Origin of the sequence: Amycolatopsis pithecellobii, from assembly GCF_009707865.1 — a bacterium.
Classification (GTDB): Bacteria; Actinomycetota; Actinomycetes; order Mycobacteriales; family Pseudonocardiaceae; genus Amycolatopsis_E; species Amycolatopsis_E pithecellobii.
On record NZ_WMBA01000052.1, the window covers coordinates 1 to 20,306 of the forward strand.

A 20,306-nucleotide genomic window follows, 5' to 3' on the forward strand; every position below is an offset into this window, starting at 1 on the left:
TCCTCTAAGAAGACCTCCGCCCCGAAGCCCCCGCCGTCGACGACACCCAGTGTCACCACCACCGCCGCCAAAGCGACGACGGTCGCCCAGCAGATCCTCGCGCTTGTCAACGAGCAGCGCGCGACCGCGGGCTGCGGCGCGCTTACCGCGGACGACAGGCTCGACAGCGCCGCGCAGAAGTTCAGTGAGGACATGGCGAACCGCGACTATTTTGCCCATACCACACCGGAAGGCGTCACTTTCGATCAGCGGATCACGGCGGCCGGCTACCCGAGCCCGGCCGCGGAGAACATCGCGAAGGGCTCGACGACCGCCGCGCAGACCATGACCATGTGGATGAACTCCGACGGCCACCGCCGCAACATCCTCAACTGTGCCTACAAGAAGCTGGGCGTCGGGCTCGACAAGTCCGGCTGGTACTGGGTTCAGGACTTCGGGTTCTGACGAGCCCGTTCGATGATCGCCTTCGTGTCCACAGTGGACGGTAGAGTGCCGAACGCGATACCCCAGTCGCCACCGAGACGGGATGCGCAGAACGCGTCGGACACCGCGGCCGGCGCGTAGCGGACCAGCAGCGAACCCTGGAGTACCAGCGCCATCATCTCGACCAGCCGCCGTGCCCGGAACTGGATCTCGTCCACATCGGACAGTTCCTTGCGCAGCCGCTCCATCGCGTCGTCCAACCGCGCGTTCGCACCCGACGCCAGCGCAACCTCACCGAAGAAGGCCTCGACGGTCTCTGGCTGCTTTCCCATGGCGCGCAACGCGTCCAGCGCAGCGACGTTACCCGAGCCCTCCCAAATGGACAGTAACGGCGCCTCGCGGTACAGCCGTGGCATCCCGGATTCCTCGACGTAACCGTTGCCGCCAAGGCATTCCAGCGCTTCGGCGGTGTGCGCGGCACCGCGCTTGCACACCCAGTACTTGGTGACGGCGAGCGCGAGCCTGCGGAACGTCGCCTGCGCCGGGTCACCTGTCGCGCCGGCCAGCCGCAGCGCGACCGTCGTCGCGGCCTCCGACTCGATGACCAGATCGGCCAGCACATTGGCCATCGCGGGCTGGTCGATGAGTTTCGCACCGAACGCCCTGCGGTGCGCGGCATGATGGGTCGCGTACACAATCCCTTGGCGCATCAGGGAAGTCGTACCCAGGACGCAGTCGAGCCGGGTGTTGTTGACCATCTCGATGATGGTCGGCACGCCGCGTCCCTCCTCGCCGACCCGCCAGCCGACGGCGCCGTCGTACTCGATCTCGGAGGACGCGTTGGACCTGTTGCCGAGCTTGTCCTTCAAGCGCTGCAAGAAAATCCGGTTACGCGAGCCGTCGGGCAGCACACGTGGGAGAAGGAAACAGGAAAGCCCGCCCGGTGCCTGTGCGAGGGTGAGGAACAGGTCCGACATCGGCGCCGAGGTGAACCATTTGTGCCCGGTCAGCACGTAACTGCCGTCGCCGGCCGGCTGTGCTGTGGTCGTGTTCGTGCGGACGTCGGAACCGCCCTGCTTCTCGGTCATCGACATCCCGGCGATGAGCCCGCGCTTGGTGGTCGGTACCCGCAGGCCGAAGTCGTACTCGGGCGAGGCGAGCAAGGGTTCGTACGTCGCCGCGAGCTCGGAATTGTGGCGCAACGCGGGAACCGCGGCATAGGTCATCGAGATCGGGCAGACGTGACCGCCCTCGGCTTGGTTCCACACCAGGACTTTCGCGGCGCGGGCCACGTGCGCGGCGGGGCGTTCGTCGCGCCACGGCGCCGCGTGGAGGCCGTGTCCGACGGCGACGGTCATCAGCTCGTGCCACGCCGGATGGAACTCGACCTCGTCGACGCGGTGGCCCATGCGGTCGTGCGTGTGCAGCTTGGGCGGGTTTTCATTGGCCTGACGGCCCCATTCCTGCCCCTGCGCGCTGCCCGCGAGCCGGCCCAGCTCGTGCACTTCGTCCTCGGCCCAGCCGGCACCTTCGCGACGCAGCCCGTCGAGCAGCGCGGCGTCGTCGGCGACGTCGTAGTCGACCAGGGGCGGGACCTGGTTGAAAACCTCGTGGGTATCAGGCATCGGTGGCTCCCAAAGCTCGCAGGATGAAGGGGCGTAACTGCCCGACCGCGCCGGCATTGTCTGTGGTGAGCGGGCCTATGAGCACTTCGGTGACACCGCCGACGAGCGCGGCCGCGGTGAGGACGGCGTCCTGTGGTGGCAGCGAACCCTGGCTGACACCTTCGCGGATGTGCTTGGCCGCGACATCACGGAACACTCGCCGGAACACGATGCGCTCCGCTTCGATGGGCGGATCGACAGGCTCGGCCAGCAACGCGTACGCGCGACGAGGCGCCTTCAACGCGCGGCCGGCGAAGGTCTCGAACACGGCGACGACACGTTCGGCCGGGTCACCGGGCACTTCGGCCGCGGCGGTGACGGCTTCGACCTCGTGCCCGACAACGCCGCGGAACAGCTCGACCACCAGCTCGGCCTTGCCGGGGAAGTGCTTGTAGACGCTGCCGGTCGCGACGCCGGCCGCCTCGGCCACGGCCGCGACCGAACAGCCCGCATAGCCACGCTCGGCGAGCAGTTCGGTTGCGGCGCCGAGGATCGCGGCGCGCTGGGCGTCCAGGCGCGCCTGCACCTGCGGCGTCCGGCGGTACGGCACACAAGAAGTGAACCACCCATTCACTTCTTCGTGCAAGAGGACGTCAGTCGGCGTGGCCGTAGCGGGTGGCGATGTCGCCGTAGCGGGCGAGCACCGCTGCGCGTAAGTCCGGATCCGTCCGCGGAACCGGTTCGATGAAGACCTCGTGCACGTCCGAGTAGGCCTCCTGCAGTTCCCCGGCCAACCGGACGCAGGCGCGCTCGACGTCCGCGGCATGCAACGTGTCGTCGAAGTCCACCCGAGCGCACACCAGGATCAGATCGGTACCGAGCAACATGGTCTGCAGATCGACGACCGCCTCGATCTCCGGCGCGGCGGCCAGCAGCTCACGGATTCCGCGCACCACAACGGGATCCGCCTGGCTGCCGATGAGCAGCCGCAGGTTGGTCAGGCCGAGACTCCACGCGACGAGCGCGAGCAGCACCCCGATCAGGATCGATGCGACGCCGTCGTACAGCGAGGAGCCAGTGAGCTGGTGCAGCAGCAACCCGAGGAAGGCGAGAACGAGGCCGATAAGCGCGGCGGAGTCCTCGAAGAACACCGATTTCGGTGCGGGGTCGTCGACCATACGCAGGTAGGCGGAGATGGAACGGTTCTGCGCGCGGGATTCACCGCGCACCTGACGCATCGCCTGCAGCCAGGAAACGCTTTCCAGCACGAACGCCAGCGCGAGCACGACGTAACCGACGATCGGTTTCGTCTGCTCCGTCCGCTCCCCGAACACGGTGGAAAAGCCTTCGTAGAAGGCGAACATCGAACCGGACGCGAAGATCGACACGGCGGCGAGGAGGGACCAGAAGTACCGTTCCTTGCCGTAGCCGAAGGGATGCGCGAAGTCGGCGGGTTTGCCCGAGCGGCGCAATGCCGTCAGCAGCAGGATTTCGGTGAACGTGTCCGCGACGGAATGGGCCGCCTCCGACAGCAGCGCGCCGGAACCGGTGAGGACGCCCGCGATGGCCTTCATGATCGCGATGGCCAGGTTGACCGCACCCGCCAGCACAACGGTCAGGGTGCTCTCACTGCCGGATTCAGCCACCCGATGAAGATACTGCGGCCGAAGCGCCGCCGCGGGAGGGACGGCGCGGCGCGACCGGCTGGGGCTAGATGCGCTGCAATCCCGCCAGCACGCGACGCATGAGGGCCATCGGGGGACGGCCCTCGGCGGTGCGCGCCGTGCCGTGGATGTGCAGCAGGCCCAGCTCCGCCATGTCCGACAGCAGCACCCGCACCACCCCGAGCGGGACCGACAGTTTGGCCGCGATTTCCGCGACCGACACCGGGTGCGCGCACAACGCCCGCACCGGCTGGTACTCGCTGTTCAGCGCGACGCCGGTCCAGCGCGCGTCGGCCCGGACGTTGACCAGCGTCTCCAGCGCGAGTTCATGCGTGGCCTGGGTGCGCCCCCTGGTCAGCACATACGGGCGGACCCGGGGGCCGTTGACATCCTCCGCCGCGACATCCTCGCCGAATCGCGGCAGTCGTGCGCCCGGCTCACGCTCGGGCCACCGGTGCCGCGATTCCGGCTCGTCGAACGTCTCGAGCTGTTGACCCGGCGGAAACCAGGCACCAGTACGAGCGCGAACCGGCGTTTCCGCCGGATCACCGCCAGTACCTGTACCCATGTCAAATCCCGTTCGCGTAGTTCCGAATCACTCGCGGACGACGTTGGCGGCGAGGGAACCCAAGAATAGCTTGGGTGTCGACCCCCAATAGGGGTAGTACGCGATTAATCGACCTCCAGCGGGTCAGCCCCGGCGTCGGGAATGGCCTGGTCAGCGGGCACCGCTACCGCCTGAGGTTGCCGCTTCACCGCCTTGAGCAGCAATTGCGAAACGTCGACCACCTCGACTTTTTCGCTGGCCACACCATCGTTCTGCCGCGCGGTTACCCCATCGGTCAGCATTACGCGACAGAAAGGGCAACCAGTCGCAATCTTTGACGGCGCCGTGCCGAGTGCCTCGTCAACGCGCTCGATATTGATTCGTTTCCCGATTTTCTCTTCCATCCACATCCGGGCCCCGCCGGCACCACAGCACATCGACCGATCACCATGCCGCGGCATTTCGCGGAACTGCGCGCCGGACGCACCGACGAGCTCACGCGGCGCCTCGTAGATCTTGTTGTGGCGGCCCAGATAACACGGGTCGTGGTAGGTCACGTCGTCGGCGATCGGCGCCACCGGAACCAGCCGCTTCTCGCGCACCAGCCGGTTCAGCAGCTGGGTGTGGTGCACGACCTCGTACCGCCCGCCCAGCTCCGGGTACTCGTTGGCGAGCGTGTTGAAGCAGTGCGCGCAGGTCACGACGATCTTGCGCTGGTCCCGTCCTTCGAACACCGAGTTGAGCACCTCGACGTTCTGCTGCGCGAGCATCTGGAACAGGAACTCGTTGCCCGCACGGCGAGCCGGGTCACCGGTGCAGGACTCCTCCGGCCCGAGCACGGTGTACTTGACGTCGGCCAGGTGCAGCAGCTCCGCGACCGCACGGGTGGTCTTCTTCGCGCGGTCCTCGAACGCGCCGGCGCAGCCGACCCAGAACAGGTATTCGGCGTCGCCGAGTTCCCCGCCAGAGTCGCCGAATACCGGCACCTCGAAGTCCAGGTCGTCGGCCCAAGCGAGCCGGTCCTTCGCGTTCTGGCCCCACGGATTGCCCTTGTTCTCCAGGTTCTTGAACATCCCGTTGAGCTCGCTGGGGAAGTTCGACTCGATCATCACCTGGTAGCGGCGCATGTCGACGATGTGGTCGACATGCTCGATGTCCACCGGGCACTGCTCGACGCAGGCGCCGCAGGTGGTGCACGACCACAGCACGTCCGGGTCGATCACACCGCCGTCATCACCGACCAGCGAACGCTCGGCTTCCGCGATCGCCAGCACGTCGATCCCGGCGTACGGGTTGTCCCCGGTGAGACCGACCTCGTCACCGGCCATGTCCTTCTTGCCGCCGGCGAGCAGATACGGCGCCTTCGCGTAGGCGTGGTCACGCAGCTGCGTGATGACCAGCTTGGGAGACAACGGTTTCCCGGTGTTCCACGCCGGACACTGCGACTGGCAGCGGCCGCATTCGGTGCAGGTGGTGAAGTCCAGCCAGCCCTTCCAGCTGAAGTCCTCGATCTTGCCGGCACCGAAAACGTCCTTGTCCGGGTCGGCCTCCTCGAAGTCGAGCGGCTTGCCGTCGCTCATCATCGGCTTGAGCGCGCCGAGCGCGACCCCGCCGTCGTCCTCGCGCTTGAAGTAGATGTTGAAGAACGCGGAGAACCGGTGCCAGGCCACACCCATCGTCAGCGTCCGGCCGACGACGAGCAGCCACACCATCCCGGACAGCAGCTTGATCAGCGCGGTGATGGTGACCGCCGCCGTGCTCGCAGGCAGGATTTCGGCGATGCCCTTGGTGGCGAAGCTGCTCCACCAAGACGGGTCCTCGATCCCGCTGGAGATCTTGAACGCCTTCACGCCGAGGATGCCGAGGCCCTCGATGATCACCACGGCTTCGACGAAATACGCCTGACCGAAGTTCGACCCGGCGAAGCGGGACTGGCGGTCGGCGCGGCGCGGATGGTTGCGCTGGCGGATGATCGCGAGCGCGACCCCGCCGATCACGGTGCCGAGCCCGAGCAGTTCGGTGAGCAGCAGCCACGGTTCCCACGCGCCGATGATCGGCCAGTGGAAATGCGGGTCGAACGTCTCGCCGTAGGCCTCGAACCAGGCGAGCGAGCCGATCAGGAAGCCCCACATCACCATCCAGTGCCAGGGGCCGACGGTGCGGAACTTGTTCATCCGCGTGTGTGCGGCGAATTCCTTGACCAGCGTGGCGAAGCGCGCGCCGAAGGGGCCGCCGCGGGTGGGGTCCGGCTGTCCGAGGCGAATGATGCGCACCATGCGCCACACGCCGGCGACGAACACGATCCAAGCGACGATGCTTATGGCGACGCCGACCACGCCGAGCGTGATCTGCAGAGCACCCATGATCGGGGCCTTTCGTCCGTATGTGGTGGTTGTCGGGAGACTAACGGCAAATACCCGTCAGTAACCAATCGGTGTGGCGTACGACTCCCTGGAAAACGGGACGATCGTTCAGGTAGTTTAGCCCCTGTGCTCGCCTATTTGCTGCTCGCACTCGCCATCGCGGCCGAGGTGACGGGCACGGTCTCGCTCAAGCTCTCGGACGGCTTCTCGAAACTCGTCCCCTCGCTCGTCGTGCTCGCCGGCTACGGAACCGCGTTCGTGGCACTGGCCCTCGTGCTCAAAATGGGACTCCCGGTCGGGGTCGTGTACGCCATCTGGGCGGCCATCGGGGTCGCGGCGGTGGCGCTGATCGGGGCCCTGTTCCTCGGCGAGCACCTGAATCCCACCATGATCGGCGGGTTGCTGCTGGTCATCGGCGGGGTGGTGCTGCTCGAACTGGGGTCGGCGCAGTGAAGGCACAGCGCGACGGCCGCAAGGTGCGTGGCGAGCGGCGGCGGCAGGACATCATCGACGCGACGCTGCGGGTGATCGAGCGCGACGGGGTCGCCGGCGTGACGCACCGGACCGTCGCGGCGGAGGCCGGCGTGCCCACGACGTCGACGACCTACCACTTCGCGAACCTCGACGAGCTGCTGATCGCGACGCTGATCTCGTGCGCCAAGGACATGGCGACCGAGGTCTACTGGACGATCGACCGCGTCCGCTCACGCGGCAGTCTCGGCGCGGCCGAGGTCGCCGGCCTGCTGGCGGAGGCGCTCGGGCCGCGCCGGGGGCGCACGATGGCCGAGTACGAGCTCTACCTGCTCGCCGCGCGGAGGCCCGAACTGCGGCCCGCCGCGCGGCGATGGCTGGATGTGCTCACGTCCATGGTCCGGCCCGATGATCTGACCGCGCTGCGGGCGTTTCTCGCCGGGATCGACGGGCTGCTGATCCAGGGCCTCATCGACGACGAGCCGCCGACCGCCGACGAGCTCAAGCCCGTCGTGGAGTACTTGCTGCGGCCTCGGTGAGCGCTCAGCCCTTGACCTCGAACACGGGCACGATGGCCGCGCGGCCGAGCGTGTGGCCGAACAGGTTGAAGCCGAGGAACGCCGGCGTGGCCTCGCCCGGGATGTCGAGGGACTCCACGTCCAGTGCATGCACGACGAAGAAGTACCGGTGCGGGCCGTGCCCCGGCGGCGGAGCGGCACCCACATACTGCGTCAGCCCGGCGTCGTTCTTGAGCGTGACCGCGCCGGCGGGCAGGTTGTCTCCGCTCGGGTCGCCCGCATCCGCGGGCAGCTCGGTGACCGAGGCCGGGATGTTGAACACCGCCCAGTGCCAGAAACCGCTGGCGGTGGGCGCATCGGGGTCGTAGCAGGTGACCGCGAAGCTCTTGGTCTCCGCCGGGAAGCCTTCCCACGACAGCTGGGGCGAACGATCCTCACCGCCGGGCACGCCGAAGGCGCCGCTCGACTGCGGCGCGGGGAGCGTCTGGCCGTCACTGACATCGCTGCTGCGCAGGGTGAAACTCGGCACCGAGGGCAGGAACTCGTATGGGTTGGGTGGCTGTGCCATCAATCCTCCTTGTCCGCGAACAAGATCAGCTCGAAGCCTAGGTAGGGGATACCCCCGGTGGCGAACCGGGGGCTTCCCTGATGTGCGGAAGTACTACCCGGTTTTAGCGTTTGCCGCACAGGAAAACTGACTGGGGAGGACGCAATGGGCAGACCGGCACTCGCGCTCGGTGGAGTGGCCCTGATCGGCGCGGGTGTCGCCGTCGCGCTCGGCTGGTGGTGGCCGCAGACCGCCGAAGCCCACGAGCTCGTGCCCGGTGTGCAGAGCGTCCGGCTGGACGTCAGCTCCGGCGACGTCCGGGTCCGCGCGGGCGACGCGGGCTCGACGTCGGTTGTCGAGCGGTTCCGCTACTCCGGCTCCCGGCCGGACCACGCCTACCGGCTCGACAGCGGTCAGCTCGTGCTCGCCGACTGCGGGCACGACTGCTCGGTGGACTACGAGATCGTCGTGCCGCGCGGAACTTCCGTCACCGGCAACGCGAACTCCGGGGACATCGAACTCGCCGGGGTCAGCGCCGACGTCAGCAACCGATCGGGCCAGATCGACGTGCGCGACGCGACCGGGCCGGTGAAGGTGCACACGAACTCCGGTGACATCTCGGTCAGTCTCTCCAGCCCGCAGGACGTGACCGCGCAGGCGTCCAGCGGCGACGTGGACCTCACCGTGCCGGACGAGCGCTACCGAATCGACGCGCGGACGAGTTCCGGCGACCGGAAGATCGAGATCCCGGCCGACCCCACCGGGCTCCACCTGCTCGATCTGCAGGCGTCGAGCGGCGACATCACGGTCCGGCACAGTTACTAATCCGGCCGTTTCCGCCGTGGCTGCCGGCGGACTAGTAACGAACGGCACAGTTAGTGAGCCACGCCGGGAACAACCCTGCGCACCCCATCGTTGGACTGGCAGAAAGGTTGAGCGCTCCCGGCTCAAGTCTGGTTTGACGGGGGGCGGGGTCGCGAGATAAAACTTGCGCGGGGCCCGCTCAAGACGGGCGCGACACCGCAGCTCAAGCAGCGTATATCAGGAGGAGAGCAACCATGGCGCGAGCGGTCGGCATCGACCTCGGCACGACCAACTCGGTCGTCGCCGTCCTTGAAGGCGGCGAGCCGACGGTCATCGCCAACTCCGAAGGCTCCCGGACCACCCCGTCCATCGTCGCGTTCGCCAAGAACGGCGAAGTGCTGACGGGGCAGCCTGCCAAGAACCAGTCCGTGACCAACGTCGACCGCACGATCCGGTCGGTCAAGCGGCACATCGGCACCGACTGGAAAACCGAGATCGACGGCAAGACGTACACCTCGCAGGAGATCAGCGCCCGCGTGCTGATGAAGCTCAAGCGGGACGCGGAGTCCTACCTCGGCGAGGAGATCACCGACGCGGTCATCACCGTCCCGGCGTACTTCGAGGACGCGCAGCGCCAGGCCACCAAGGAGGCCGGCCAGATCGCGGGCCTGAACGTGCTCCGCATCGTCAACGAGCCCACCGCCGCTGCCCTGGCCTACGGCCTGGACAAGGGCGAGAAGGAGCAGACGATCCTGGTCTTCGACCTCGGTGGTGGCACCTTCGATGTCTCCCTGCTGGAGATCGGCGAGGGCGTCGTCGAGGTCCGCGCCACCAGTGGTGACAACCACCTCGGTGGTGACGACTGGGACGAGCGCATCGTCAAGTGGCTGGTGGACAAGTTCAAGGCGTCGCACGGTATCGACTTGACCAAGGACCGGATGGCGCTGCAGCGCATCCGTGAGGCGGCGGAGAAGGCCAAGATCGAGCTGTCCAGCTCGAACAGCGCGAGCATCAACCTGCCCTACATCACCGTGGACGCGGACAAGAACCCGCTGTTCCTCGACGAGACCCTGTCGCGGGCGGAGTTCCAGCGGATCACCGCGGACCTGCTCGACCGCACCAAGGCACCGTTCAACAACGTCATCCGTGACGCGGGCATCTCGGTCGGCCAGATCGACCACGTGGTGCTCGTCGGCGGTTCCACCCGGATGCCGGCGGTTTCCGACCTGGTCAAGGAGCTGACCGGCGGCAAGGAGCCGAACAAGGGCGTGAACCCGGACGAGGTCGTCGCGGTCGGCGCGGCGCTGCAGGCCGGTGTGCTCAAGGGTGAGGTCAAGGACGTCCTGCTGCTCGACGTGACCCCGCTGTCGCTGGGCATCGAGACCAAGGGCGGCGTGTTCACCAAGCTCATCGAACGCAACACCACCATCCCGACCAAGCGGTCGGAGATCTTCTCCACGGCGGACGACAACCAGCCGTCGGTGCAGATCCAGGTGTTCCAGGGTGAGCGCGAGATCGCCGCGCACAACAAGAAGCTCGGCATGTTCGAGCTGACCGGGCTGCCCCCGGCGCCGCGTGGCGTGCCGCAGATCGAGGTCACCTTCGACATCGACGCCAACGGAATCGTGCACGTGACCGCGAAGGACCTCGGCACGAACAAGGAACAGTCGATGACCATCACCGGTGGCTCCGCGCTGCCGAAGGACGACATCGACCGGATGGTCAAGGACGCCGAGGCGCACGCCGAGGAGGACCGCAAGCGCCGCGAGGAGGCGGAGACCCGCAACCAGGCGGAAACGCTGGTCTACCAGACCGAGAAGTTCGTCAAGGACAACGAGGACAAGCTGCCCGAGGACACCAAGGGCAAGGTCAAGACCGCGATCGACGAGGCCAACGAGGCGCTGAAGGGCACCGACACGGCCAAGATCAAGGAAGCCATCGAGAAGCTGAACACCGCTTCGCAGGAGCTGGGCACCGCGCTGTACGCGAACGCGCAGCAGTCCGAGGCGGCGGCCGGTGCCGACGGGGGCGCCGCGGGCACCGCGAGTGCCGGCGGGTCTTCTTCGGCCAAGGCCGACGACGTGGTTGACGCCGAGATCGTGGACGAGGACGAGAAGAAGTGACCGGAAAGCACGCCAGGGACACCGAAGAGCAGGAACGGGAGGTGCCGGAGCCGGTGGTGGTACGGGATCGTCGCAAGATCGACCCGCAGACCGGCGAACTGCGCCAGCCCGAGGCGGTGCCGGAGGAGTCCGGTGGCCCGTCGCTCGGCGAGTCCATTGTGGACGATGCGGTCGGTGCGGAGTCGGATATCGAGAAGCAGCTCGCCGAGCGCACCGCGGACCTGCAGCGGCTGCAGGCGGAGTACGCCAACTACCGCAAGCGGGTCGACCGGGACCGGGAGGCCGTCGTCGTCGCGGCGAAGGCCTCGGTGGTGAGCGACCTGTTGCCACTGCTCGATGATCTCGAGCGGGCCGAGCAGCACGGCGATCTCACCGGCGCGTTCAAGTCGGTGGCGGACAAGCTCGTGGCCGGCCTGCAGCGGGCGGGCCTCGAACCGTTCGGCGCGGAAGGCGAGCCTTTCGACCCGAGCGTGCACGAGGCGGTGCAGCACAGCACCTCGCCCGACGTCGCGGGCCCGACGGTGACCACGGTGCTGCGCCGCGGTTACCGGTTCGGCGAGCGCATCCTGCGGGCGGCGCTGGTCGGGGTCACCGACCACGAACCGGCCGGGCCACCACCGGTTGAGGCGGCGGTCGAAGGTGAACTGCCCGTCGACCAACTGTCGGATGAAAACAAGTAACTCGCAGAAAGGAGGAGACGTCCGGTGAGTGCACGGGAGTGGATAGGCAAGGACTTCTACCGCGAACTGGGCGTCTCCTCCGAGGCGTCACAGGACGAGATCAAGAAGGCCTACCGCAAGCTGGCCAGGGCGAACCACCCGGACGCCAACCCCGGCAACACGGAGGCCGAGCAGAAGTTCAAGGCCGTGTCCGAGGCGTACGGCGTGCTGTCGGATCCGGCCAAGCGCAAGGAGTACGACGAGGCGCGGCAGTTGTTCGGGGCCGGCGCCGGGGGCGGCTTCAACTTCCCCGGTGGTGGCGGCTCGGGCACGTTCGACGTCGGGGACCTGTTCGGCCAGACCGCTGGTGCCAACGCGGGCGGTTTCGGCGGGCTCGGTGACATCCTGGGCGGGTTGTTCGGCCGCCGCGGTGGTGCGGCGGGCGCAACGGCCAATCGCGCGCAGCGTGGTGCGGACGTCGAGACCGATGTCCGGATCGACTTCACCGAGGCGGTCAAGGGTGCGACCCTGCCGCTGCGGTTGTCGAGCCCGGCGACGTGCAAGACGTGCGGCGGCAACGGTGCCAAGCCCGGAACGAGCCCGCGGACCTGCCCGGTCTGCCAGGGTTCGGGGCTGGTGAACCGCAGTCAGGGGGCGTTCGCGTTTTCCGAGCCGTGCCGGGAATGCCGTGGCCGCGGCAAGATCATCGACACGCCGTGCCCCGAATGCGCCGGCGAGGGCATCAGCACGCAGACCAGGACGCTGACCGTGCGGGTGCCCGCCGGCGTCGATGACAACCAGCGGATCCGGCTGGCCGGGCAAGGCGAACCGGGCCGGGGCGGCGCGGCGGCCGGCGACCTGTACGTGCGGGTGCATGTGACGCCGCACAAGGTGTTCGGCCGTGCGGGCAATGATCTGACCCTCACCGTGCCGGTGAGCTTCCCGGAGCTGACGCTCGGTGCGACGATCACGGTGCCGACCCTCGACGGGAAGGTGTCGCTGAAAGTCCCGCCTGGCACGGGAAACGGCCGCGTGCTGCGGGTGCGCGGAAAGGGCATCAGCAAACGCGACGGCTCGCAAGGCGACCTGCTGGTGACACTGCAGGTTTCCGTCCCGTCCAAAGTGGACAAGGCGGAGAAGGAAGCGCTGGAAGCGCTTGCGGCGGCGGCCAAGCATGATCCCCGGCCGGAGATCACGGAGATGCTCAAGGAGCGGTGATGGCTTTCGGTGGTATGCCTCACGGGGCGGACGAGGACACGCCGGTCTTCGTGATCTCGGTGGCCGCTCAACTTTCCGGCATGCACGCCCAAACGCTGCGCGCGTACGACCGGCAGGGACTCGTGTCCCCCGGCCGTACCGCCGGCGGCGGGCGGCGGTACTCCATGCGGGACATAGCTTTGCTGCGCGAAGTGCAGCGGCTCTCGCAGGAGTCCGGGGTGAACCTGGCCGGTATCAAGCGGATCATCGAACTGGAGAACCAGGTGGACGCGCTGCGCGCGCGGGTCGCCGAACTCACCGAGGATCTGGCCGCCGCCTACGCCGCCGCCGAACAGGCAACGGCCGCCGTGCATGCCTCGTACCGCAAGGACCTCGTGCCGTTCCGCCAGCAGACTGCGCTGGTGGTATGGAAACCGAAGCGGAACCGCTAGCGCAGGTGCTTCGCGAAGAAGGTGAAGACGCGGCGCCAGGCGTCTTCGCTCGACTCGCGGTGGTAGCCGATCCCGGCGTACCGGGCCAGCATGTTGAGCGGGGCGATCGGGAACTGGTTGGCGAAGCTGTGCCCCGCGCCGGGATACTCCTTGATGTCATGCGGAATCCCGCGGTCGGTCAGCTCCTGTTCCAGTTTGCGCGCGGTGCCCGCGAGCATCCGGTCCCGTTTTCCGAAGCTCGCCACGATCGGGCAGGCTTCGTCCAAAATAGACAGATCTTTCGGCAAGCCGCCGTAGTACGGCGCGGACGCGTCGAAGCCCTGCGTCGCGGCGACCAGTGCGAAGCCGCCGCCCATGCAGAAGCCGACGACACCGACCTTTCCCGTGCAGTCCGCCCGTTCGGCGAGCAACCGGCGCGCGGCGGAAATGTCCGCAAAGGACTGACCCTGCGCTGTCGCCAGTTCCCGGAAGACCGTCTTCACACAGCGGAAGAACCCACCGCGTGAATACAGGTCCGGCGCCAGCGCGAGATAACCCGCCGTGGCGAACCGGTCCGTGATGTTCCGCGCGTCCTCGGTCAGGCCGACCGCGTCATGGATCACCACGACCCCGGGCCACGGTGGTGCACCGGAGACATCCCGGTGGGGCTCAGCCAGATAACCGCGAATGGTGCCGTCCGCTACGGGAATCTCCATGGCAGCGAGGCTACGCCGGCCCCTCACCCACCACCGCCCTCAACGGACGCGCTACGCGCGACTGTCCTTAATCGATCGTGAACGGGTCGTACCGGATCTGATCCAGCGCCGTGCCCGCGACGAGCATCCGGGACACGGTCGCCCGGATCATCGCCGGTGAACCCGACACCAGCACGTCCCGCCCCGGCCACGCGCCATGACGGGTGACGACGTCGGCGAGTGTGCCCTGCTCATACCCGGTCACGCCCGGTCCGTTCTCGATCACCGGGGTCACGGTGAGCCACGGGTTGGCCGAAGCCAGCATCCGCAGACCTTCGAGCGCGTACAGGTCCTCCCGGGTGCGCCCGCCGTAGAACAGCCGAACCTTCGGGTTCTCGCCCCACTGCGCGAGATCGTCGAGCATCGCCTGCAGCGGCGCGATCCCGGTGCCGCCGGCGATCATCAGCACGTCCCGCCCGGCTTCGCGGTCGACATACAGCCGCCCCAGCGGCGAGCCGAACCGCCACACATCGCCCTTCTGCGTGTGGCTGACGATCGCGCGTGAGACCCAGCCGCCGTCGACGGCGCGGACGTGGAACTCCAGCGAACCGTCGCCGCGGGGTGCGTTGGCCGGTGACAGATACCGCCACAACCGCGGCCGCTGCGGCACCTCGACGCTCAGGTACTGCCCGGCGCGGAACGGGATGGCCTGCTCCGGCTCGACCCGGATCACCGCGAGATCCCACGACAGCCGCCGGTGCTCGGTGACGATCGCCGACCAGCTGGCCGGGTGGGTGTCGGCGGCCGCCGCCTCCTGCATCTGGCGGGCGATGATGGTGAACGCCTCGGCCCACGCACGCTCGACCTCCGGGGTCCAGTCCTGGCCGAGCTGGCTGCGCATGGCCGCGAGCAGCGCCGTCCCGATCGCTTCGTAGTGCTTCGGGATCACCCCGAACTTGCGGTGGTCACGGCCGAGCTGGCGCAGGAACGGCACGAGGTCGTCCGGCTGGTCGACCATCTGCACGACGTGGACGAGCGCCCGGAACATCCGGTTGCGCTGCACATCGATGTTGATCGGGAAGAAGTCGCGTGTCGCGGGCGCGAGGGTGAAGAGCATCCCGTAGAAGAACTGCGTCACTTCCGGTAAGTAGGGTTCCGCCTTCGCCCAGGAATCCTGGATGAGCCGCACCATGGCGGTGACGGCTGGCGGCGCCTCCCGGTGGACGGACCGGGGGACGGGGCTGACGGGTTCGGCGGTCATCGGTTTCGAAGTGCTCCGGGGTGCGCGTTGATGCTCGGGCTCGATTATTCACGAACGCGCAACAGCAACGGTTCGCAACGCAGAGCCAGGCCACAGGGGGCGTCACAGCGTGAAATGATCACGAATATTCCACCCCATTCAGTCAAGCGTAATCCGGCTAGTGGGAGCTGATTCGCTCGAAGAGTAACCGCTTCCGAGCCGATCGCCCGCACAGTTGCTCCGTCCGAGTGGTAACCGTGATCAACTTCGAGTGGGCGGGCTCACGCCGTTGATCGTTGTTCAACACAATCACGGTCCGTATAGTTGCATGTGACAACCAATCAGGAGGGTGTCCATGACCCTGTCGGAGCAAGCCGGGATCGAGCTCGTGCAGCAGTTGCGGGCCGCAAGCCAGCTGATGCAGGCGTGGGTCACCAGCTCCTGGCAGCACGACGAAACCGGCCTGCACCCGGCCTCCGCGATGCTGCTGAGCGACCTCGTCGTCAACGGCGAATCGCGCCCTTCCGAACTCGCCAAGCGCAAGATGGTCGACGTCTCCGTGATCAGCAGGCAGATCGCACAACTGGTCGCGGCCGGCCTCGTCGAGCGACGGCCGGCACCCGAGGACGGCCGCGCCGCGCTGGTGCGAGCGTCCGAAGAAGGTCTCACCGTGCTCAAGCGCTGGCGGGAGAAGCACCTCGAGTTCGTCCGCGCCGCGCTGAACGACTGGAGCGAAGCAGAGGTCACCGCGCTGACCAGCCGGCTGGGGTCGATGAACGACGCCCTGCGGCGCACGATCGGGGAAAAGTAGCCCGGGCCCGTACTTGAGCGGAACACACTCAACTTTTCTGACGTTGTTCTTATCGATAGACCAGCCGTTCAAGATGGAGTGTGGGATGGACGCTTTCAACCCGACGACGAAGACCCAGCAAGCGATCTCGTCGGCGGCGCAGGCGGCGACCGTGGCCGGCAATCCGAGCATCGCCCCGGCGCACCTGCTGGGCGCGTTGCTCGCGCAGAGCGACGGTATCGCCGGCCCGTTGCTGACCGCGGTGGGCGCCGATCCGGGGCAGCTGCGCACGGAGCTCGAGCCGATCACCAACGGGCTGCCCTCGGCCACCGGCGCGACCGTGTCCACTCCGCAGTTCGACACCTACGCGCTCAAATCGCTGACGCACGCCCAGAAACTCGCCACCGAGATGGGCGACGAGTACGTCTCGACCGAGCACCTGCTGGTCGGCCTCGCCATGGAAGACGCTGGGGGTGGCTCCGTTGGCGCCCTGCTCAAGCGTCACGGCGCGACGCCAGACGCACTGCGTGAGGCGTTCACCAAGGTGCGCGGCTCGGCCAGGATCACCAGTCCCGACCCCGAAGGCACCTTCCAGGCCCTCGAAAAGTACGGCCTCGACCTCACGGCGAGGGCTCGCTCCGGCGAGCTGGACCCGGTGATCGGGCGGGACACCGAGATCCGCCGCGTGGTTCAGGTGCTGTCGCGCCGTACCAAGAACAACCCGGTGCTGATCGGTGAGCCGGGCGTCGGCAAGACCGCGATCGTGGAAGGCCTCGCCCAGCGCATCGTCGCCGGTGATGTGCCGGAATCCTTGCGGGGCAAGCGAGTCGTCGCGCTCGACCTCGGTTCGATGGTCGCCGGCGCGAAGTACCGCGGTGAGTTCGAAGAGCGGCTCAAGGCCGTGCTCAAGGAGATCACCGAATCGGCGGGCCAGGTCATCACGTTCATCGACGAGCTGCACACGATCGTCGGCGCAGGCGCGACCGGCGAAGGTGCGATGGACGCCGGGAATATGATCAAGCCGATGCTGGCGCGCGGTGAGCTGCGCATGGTCGGCGCGACCACGCTCGACGAGTACCGCCAGCACATCGAGAAGGACGCCGCGCTGGAGCGGCGCTTCCAGCAGGTGCTGGTCGGCGAGCCGTCGGTCGAGGACAGCATCGGCATCCTGCGTGGGCTCAAGGAGCGCTACGAAGTGCACCACGGTGTCCGCATCACTGACGCCGCGCTGGTCGCCGCCGCGACGCTGTCCGACCGCTACATCACCGCGAGGTTCCTCCCGGACAAGGCGATCGACCTCGTCGACGAGGCCGCGTCCCGGCTGCGGATGGAGATCGACTCGCGGCCCGTCGAGATCGATGAGGTCGAACGGGCCGTGCGCCGGCTCGAGATCGAGGAAATGGCGCTGGCGAAGGAAGAGGACATCGCCTCGCAGGAGCGGCTCGCCGCGCTGCGGGCCGAACTCGCCGAGAAGCGCGAAGCGCTGTCCGCGCTGACCGCGCGCTGGCAGAACGAGAAAGGCTCGATCGAGAAGGTCCGCAACCTCAAGGAGGAGCTGGAACAGCTGCGGGGTGAGGCCGACCGCGCCGAGCGCGACGCGGATCTCGGCCGGGCCGCGGAGTTGCGTTACGGCCGGATTCCCGCGCTGGAGAAGGAACTCGAAGCGGCGCAGCAGAACACCGCGGCGAGCTCGTCAGGCGCCGACGTGATGCTCAAGGAAGAGGTCGGCGCGGACGACGTCGCCGACGTGGTGAGCGCGTGGACCGGCATCCCGGCCGGGCGGCTGCTCGAGGGTGAGACCGGCAAGCTGCTGCGGATGGAAGACGAGCTCGGCAAGCGCGTGGTCGGGCAACAGGAAGCCGTGACCGCGGTTTCCGACGCGGTTCGCCGCTCGCGGGCGGGTGTCGCCGACCCCGACCGGCCGACGGGCTCGTTCCTGTTCCTCGGCCCGACCGGCGTCGGCAAGACGGAGCTGGCGAAGGCCCTGGCGGAGTTCCTGTTCGACGACGAGCGGGCGATGACCCGGATCGACATGAGCGAGTACTCCGAGAAGCACAGCGTCGCGCGGCTGGTCGGTGCCCCGCCGGGATATGTCGGCTACGACCAGGGTGGCCAGCTGACCGAAGCCGTCCGGCGCCGACCGTACTCGGTGGTGCTGCTGGACGAGGTGGAGAAGGCGCACCCGGACGTGTTCGACGTGCTGCTGCAGGTTCTCGACGACGGGCGGCTCACCGACGGGCAGGGTCGCACGGTGGATTTCCGCAACACCATCCTGGTGCTGACCTCGAACCTCGGTTCGCAGGCCATCGCGGACGCGTCACTCGACGAACGGCAGCGCCGGGACGCGGTGCTCTCGACGGTCCAGCGGCACTTCAAGCCGGAGTTCCTGAACCGCCTCGACGACATCGTGGTGTTCCACTCGCTCGACACCGAACAGCTGACCTCCATTGTGGATATCCAGATCGAGCGCCTCGGGCAGCGCCTGTCGCAGCGGCGGCTCACCCTGGACGTCACGCCCGGTGCCCGGGAATGGCTGGCGCTCAACGGTTTCGACCCGATCTACGGCGCGCGCCCGCTGCGGCGGCTCGTGCAGTCGGCGATCGGGGACCAGCTGGCGAAGAAGCTGCTGGCCGGCGAGATCCGCGACGGTGACACCGTCCGGGTTGACATCCCGGAGCTCGATGCCGCGGACGCCTTGACCGTGGCCAGGGGCTGAACCCGAACGGGTGGTAACGACACGGGCCGCTGAACTTGGTTCAGCGGCCCGTGACGATACCCTGATCGCGTGGGTATTCCTACGTGGGTCTGGTTCGTCATCGCCGCCGTCGCCCTGGTGGCGGGCCTCGTGCTGCTCGCCGCCGACCGGACGAGAGAGGGTTCCCGCAACCGGGAGCGCATGCGATGGGCTGACCTGCGCGGATGGCAGTTCGTCGAGGAGGACGAGCGGCTCGCCAAGCAGTGGTCGGCAGGTGCGATCGGCTACTTCGGCGCGGAGGCTGCCGTCAACGTCGTCGCCGGATCGACGTTCACGTCCGACGGCCGCCGCCCGGTGTTCGTGTTCGACATCGAGGCAGGCGGGCAGATCCCGGCTGTCGTGGTGGCCGTCCGTTGTAACCGCGTGCACCCCGCGCTGGTCGAACTGTGGCTGGCGAGCGTGCCGTTCCAGCGTCCTGACATGCCCGAACTACTCGGCCCGGTCGGTCAGCGTTACGCGTTCGCCGACGACGCGGAAGCCGCGCGCCGCGTGATCACCCAGGAACTGGTGGACGCCGCGGACGCGCTCGGCGGCGATGTCGGGGTGGCGTGGCTGGAGAACGAATGGGTACTGGCGAGCGCGGCTCCGCAGGCAGGCCCGTCCCGGTTGGAGCGGCTGTTGCGTGACCTCGGGGAGATCGCCGACATCGTCGACCCGTTCGACGAGGACGCGGAAGCGGGACGGCATTGGCAGGCGCCCGAAGCGGCGCCGCAGCAGGATCGCCACGCGTGACCACCGCGCTCGTCACGGGCGCCACGTCCGGTCTCGGCAAGGAATTCGCCCGGCAGCTCGCGCGCGAACGGTATGACCTCGTGCTGGTGGCCCGCGACGAAGCGCGGCTGCACACCGCCGCGGCCGAGCTTTCCCGGCAACACGGGATCTCCGCGGCCGTGCTGCCCGCGGATCTGTCGACCACCGAAGGCCGCGCGATCGTCGAGGGCCGGCTCGCCGGCGAGCCCGTCGACCTGCTGATCAACAACGCGGGAATCGGACTGGGCAAGGATTTCCGGGATGCCTCGCCGGACGAACTCCAGCGCCAGCTGGACATCAACGTCACCGCAGTGCTGCGGCTGACCCGCGCCGCGCTGCCGGCCATGATCGAGCGTGGCTCCGGCGAAATCCTCAATGTGTCGAGCGTGGCGGGATTCTTTCCCGGCTCCCCGTACAGCGCGAGCAAGGCCTGGGTCACGTCGTTCACCGAGGGGGTCGCGGCGGAGGTGCCACCCGGCGTGCGCATCACCGCGCTGTGCCCCGGTTTCGTGCACACCGAGTTCCACCAGCGGGCCGGCGTCTCGATCTCGGCGCCGGCGATGTTCTGGTTCACCCCGGCGCGAATCGTCACCGAAGGGCTCGCGGATCTGCGCCGCGGCAAGGTCGTCTCGATCCCGGGCGCGCACTACAAGACCATCGTGGCGCTCGGCAGACTCGTCCCGCACCGGCTGGTCAGGTGGCTGAGCAGGCGTGTGTAAGACTCT

General features: G+C 67.9%; 20 protein-coding genes. 12 read left to right on the top strand and 8 right to left on the bottom strand.

The genetic code is table 11. The features are described 5' to 3' along the window. On the top strand, nucleotides 1–444 hold a 444-nt coding region (locus GKO32_RS27230; RefSeq protein ID WP_154759769.1), incomplete at its 5' end, for a CAP domain-containing protein. Here the strand turns inward: GKO32_RS27230 and GKO32_RS27235 are convergent. The 5 genes from GKO32_RS27235 to GKO32_RS27255 all read right to left on the bottom strand — a co-directional run bounded on the left by GKO32_RS27235 (nucleotide 426) and on the right by GKO32_RS27255 (nucleotide 6,601). Continuing rightward, the gene (locus GKO32_RS27235) at nucleotides 426–2,048 is read right to left on the bottom strand and encodes an acyl-CoA dehydrogenase family protein (RefSeq protein ID WP_154759770.1); all 1,623 of its coding nucleotides are present in this window, start codon (nucleotides 2,046–2,048) and stop codon (nucleotides 426–428) included. The genes GKO32_RS27230 and GKO32_RS27235 overlap by 19 nt on opposite strands. Continuing rightward, on the bottom strand, nucleotides 2,041–2,637 hold the full coding sequence (locus GKO32_RS27240; protein WP_312868605.1) for a TetR/AcrR family transcriptional regulator: 597 nt from the start codon (nucleotides 2,635–2,637) through the stop codon (nucleotides 2,041–2,043). The genes GKO32_RS27235 and GKO32_RS27240 overlap by 8 nt, the downstream gene beginning before the upstream one ends. A gap of 43 nt (nucleotides 2,638–2,680) precedes the next feature. Then, a complete protein-coding gene (locus tag GKO32_RS27245) occupies nucleotides 2,681–3,673 on the bottom strand; it encodes a cation diffusion facilitator family transporter (protein ID WP_312868606.1) in 993 nt (330 codons plus the stop codon). 64 nt (nucleotides 3,674–3,737) lie between these two features. After that, nucleotides 3,738–4,259 (bottom strand): DUF742 domain-containing protein, encoded by a 522-nt coding sequence (locus GKO32_RS27250; RefSeq protein WP_154759771.1) that lies wholly within the window; start codon nucleotides 4,257–4,259, stop codon nucleotides 3,738–3,740. A 104-nt stretch (nucleotides 4,260–4,363) separates the two neighbouring features. Further along, nucleotides 4,364–6,601 carry a (Fe-S)-binding protein gene (locus tag GKO32_RS27255; protein WP_154759772.1) on the bottom strand — a complete coding sequence of 746 codons (2,238 nt, stop codon included), beginning with the start codon at nucleotides 6,599–6,601 and terminating at the stop codon, nucleotides 4,364–4,366. Nucleotides 6,602–6,727: 126 nt separating this feature from the next. Between GKO32_RS27255 and GKO32_RS39345 the strand changes: the two genes are divergently transcribed. Together GKO32_RS39345 and GKO32_RS27265 are read left to right on the top strand one after the other, a co-directional pair. After that, complete coding sequence (locus GKO32_RS39345) at nucleotides 6,728–7,054, top strand: DMT family transporter (RefSeq protein WP_312868607.1); 327 nt, start codon at nucleotides 6,728–6,730, stop codon at nucleotides 7,052–7,054. Next, entirely contained in the window at nucleotides 7,051–7,611 is a 561-nt protein-coding gene (locus GKO32_RS27265; RefSeq protein WP_312868609.1) for a TetR/AcrR family transcriptional regulator, read from the top strand. The genes GKO32_RS39345 and GKO32_RS27265 overlap by 4 nt, the downstream gene beginning before the upstream one ends. A 4-nt stretch (nucleotides 7,612–7,615) precedes the next feature. Here GKO32_RS27265 and GKO32_RS27270 read toward each other — a convergent pair whose 3' ends face one another. Then, nucleotides 7,616–8,158 (bottom strand): YbhB/YbcL family Raf kinase inhibitor-like protein, encoded by a 543-nt coding sequence (locus GKO32_RS27270; RefSeq protein WP_154759775.1) that lies wholly within the window; start codon nucleotides 8,156–8,158, stop codon nucleotides 7,616–7,618. Between the two features lie 144 nt (nucleotides 8,159–8,302). Between GKO32_RS27270 and GKO32_RS27275 the strand changes: the two genes are divergently transcribed. The 5 genes from GKO32_RS27275 (at nucleotide 8,303) to GKO32_RS27295 (ending at nucleotide 13,372) form a co-directional block, all read left to right on the top strand. After that, nucleotides 8,303–8,962, top strand: a complete 660-nt coding sequence (locus GKO32_RS27275) for a DUF4097 family beta strand repeat-containing protein (RefSeq protein WP_154759776.1) — start codon at nucleotides 8,303–8,305, stop codon at nucleotides 8,960–8,962. A gap of 233 nt (nucleotides 8,963–9,195) precedes the next feature. Next, nucleotides 9,196–11,064: a molecular chaperone DnaK gene (gene dnaK, locus GKO32_RS27280; protein WP_154759777.1), complete on the top strand. Its 1,869-nt coding sequence runs from the start codon at nucleotides 9,196–9,198 to the stop codon at nucleotides 11,062–11,064. After that, on the top strand, nucleotides 11,061–11,744 hold the full coding sequence (gene grpE, locus GKO32_RS27285; protein ID WP_312868610.1) for a nucleotide exchange factor GrpE: 684 nt from the start codon (nucleotides 11,061–11,063) through the stop codon (nucleotides 11,742–11,744). Before dnaK ends, grpE begins: the two co-directional genes overlap by 4 nt. Before the next feature lie 24 nt (nucleotides 11,745–11,768). Next, the gene (gene dnaJ, locus GKO32_RS27290; RefSeq protein WP_312868611.1) at nucleotides 11,769–12,941 is read left to right on the top strand and encodes a molecular chaperone DnaJ; all 1,173 of its coding nucleotides are present in this window, start codon (nucleotides 11,769–11,771) and stop codon (nucleotides 12,939–12,941) included. Beyond that, on the top strand, nucleotides 12,941–13,372 hold the full coding sequence (locus GKO32_RS27295) for a heat shock protein transcriptional repressor HspR (protein WP_154759778.1): 432 nt from the start codon (nucleotides 12,941–12,943) through the stop codon (nucleotides 13,370–13,372). Before dnaJ ends, GKO32_RS27295 begins: the two co-directional genes overlap by 1 nt. Here GKO32_RS27295 and GKO32_RS27300 read toward each other — a convergent pair. Then, nucleotides 13,369–14,067: a dienelactone hydrolase family protein gene (locus tag GKO32_RS27300; protein ID WP_154759779.1), complete on the bottom strand. Its 699-nt coding sequence runs from the start codon at nucleotides 14,065–14,067 to the stop codon at nucleotides 13,369–13,371. The genes GKO32_RS27295 and GKO32_RS27300 overlap by 4 nt on opposite strands. Nucleotides 14,068–14,134: 67 nt before the next feature. Then, nucleotides 14,135–15,307 (bottom strand): globin domain-containing protein, encoded by a 1,173-nt coding sequence (locus tag GKO32_RS27305; RefSeq protein ID WP_208024561.1) that lies wholly within the window; start codon nucleotides 15,305–15,307, stop codon nucleotides 14,135–14,137. Between the two features lie 334 nt (nucleotides 15,308–15,641). Here GKO32_RS27305 and GKO32_RS27310 point away from each other — a divergent pair, with 334 nt between their 5' ends. The 4 genes from GKO32_RS27310 (at nucleotide 15,642) to GKO32_RS27325 (ending at nucleotide 20,300) form a co-directional block, all read left to right on the top strand. Beyond that, entirely contained in the window at nucleotides 15,642–16,097 is a 456-nt protein-coding gene (locus tag GKO32_RS27310) for a MarR family winged helix-turn-helix transcriptional regulator (protein ID WP_154759780.1), read from the top strand. Between the two features lie 85 nt (nucleotides 16,098–16,182). Beyond that, complete coding sequence (clpB, locus tag GKO32_RS27315) at nucleotides 16,183–18,792, top strand: ATP-dependent chaperone ClpB (protein ID WP_154759781.1); 2,610 nt, start codon at nucleotides 16,183–16,185, stop codon at nucleotides 18,790–18,792. 69 nt (nucleotides 18,793–18,861) lie between these two features. Next, entirely contained in the window at nucleotides 18,862–19,563 is a 702-nt protein-coding gene (locus GKO32_RS27320) for a TtfA family protein (RefSeq protein WP_312868612.1), read from the top strand. Next, nucleotides 19,560–20,300: an SDR family NAD(P)-dependent oxidoreductase gene (locus GKO32_RS27325; RefSeq protein ID WP_312868613.1), complete on the top strand. Its 741-nt coding sequence runs from the start codon at nucleotides 19,560–19,562 to the stop codon at nucleotides 20,298–20,300. The genes GKO32_RS27320 and GKO32_RS27325 overlap by 4 nt, the downstream gene beginning before the upstream one ends. Nucleotides 20,301–20,306: the final 6 nt, after the last annotated feature.

Coding starts and splice junctions, on each gene's coding strand:
- GKO32_RS27235 (WP_154759770.1), bottom strand. CDS start 2,048: ATGCCTGATACCCACGAGGTTTTCAACCAGGTCCCGCCCCTGGTCGAC.
- GKO32_RS27250 (WP_154759771.1), bottom strand. CDS start 4,259: ATGGGTACAGGTACTGGCGGTGATCCGGCGGAAACGCCGGTTCGCGCT.
- GKO32_RS27255 (WP_154759772.1), bottom strand. CDS start 6,601: ATGGGTGCTCTGCAGATCACGCTCGGCGTGGTCGGCGTCGCCATAAGC.
- GKO32_RS27270 (WP_154759775.1), bottom strand. CDS start 8,158: ATGGCACAGCCACCCAACCCATACGAGTTCCTGCCCTCGGTGCCGAGT.
- GKO32_RS27275 (WP_154759776.1), top strand. CDS start 8,303: ATGGGCAGACCGGCACTCGCGCTCGGTGGAGTGGCCCTGATCGGCGCG.
- dnaK (WP_154759777.1), top strand. CDS start 9,196: ATGGCGCGAGCGGTCGGCATCGACCTCGGCACGACCAACTCGGTCGTC.
- GKO32_RS27295 (WP_154759778.1), top strand. CDS start 12,941: ATGGCTTTCGGTGGTATGCCTCACGGGGCGGACGAGGACACGCCGGTC.
- GKO32_RS27300 (WP_154759779.1), bottom strand. CDS start 14,067: ATGGAGATTCCCGTAGCGGACGGCACCATTCGCGGTTATCTGGCTGAG.
- GKO32_RS27305 (WP_208024561.1), bottom strand. CDS start 15,307: ATGACCGCCGAACCCGTCAGCCCCGTCCCCCGGTCCGTCCACCGGGAG.
- GKO32_RS27310 (WP_154759780.1), top strand. CDS start 15,642: ATGACCCTGTCGGAGCAAGCCGGGATCGAGCTCGTGCAGCAGTTGCGG.
- clpB (WP_154759781.1), top strand. CDS start 16,183: ATGGACGCTTTCAACCCGACGACGAAGACCCAGCAAGCGATCTCGTCG.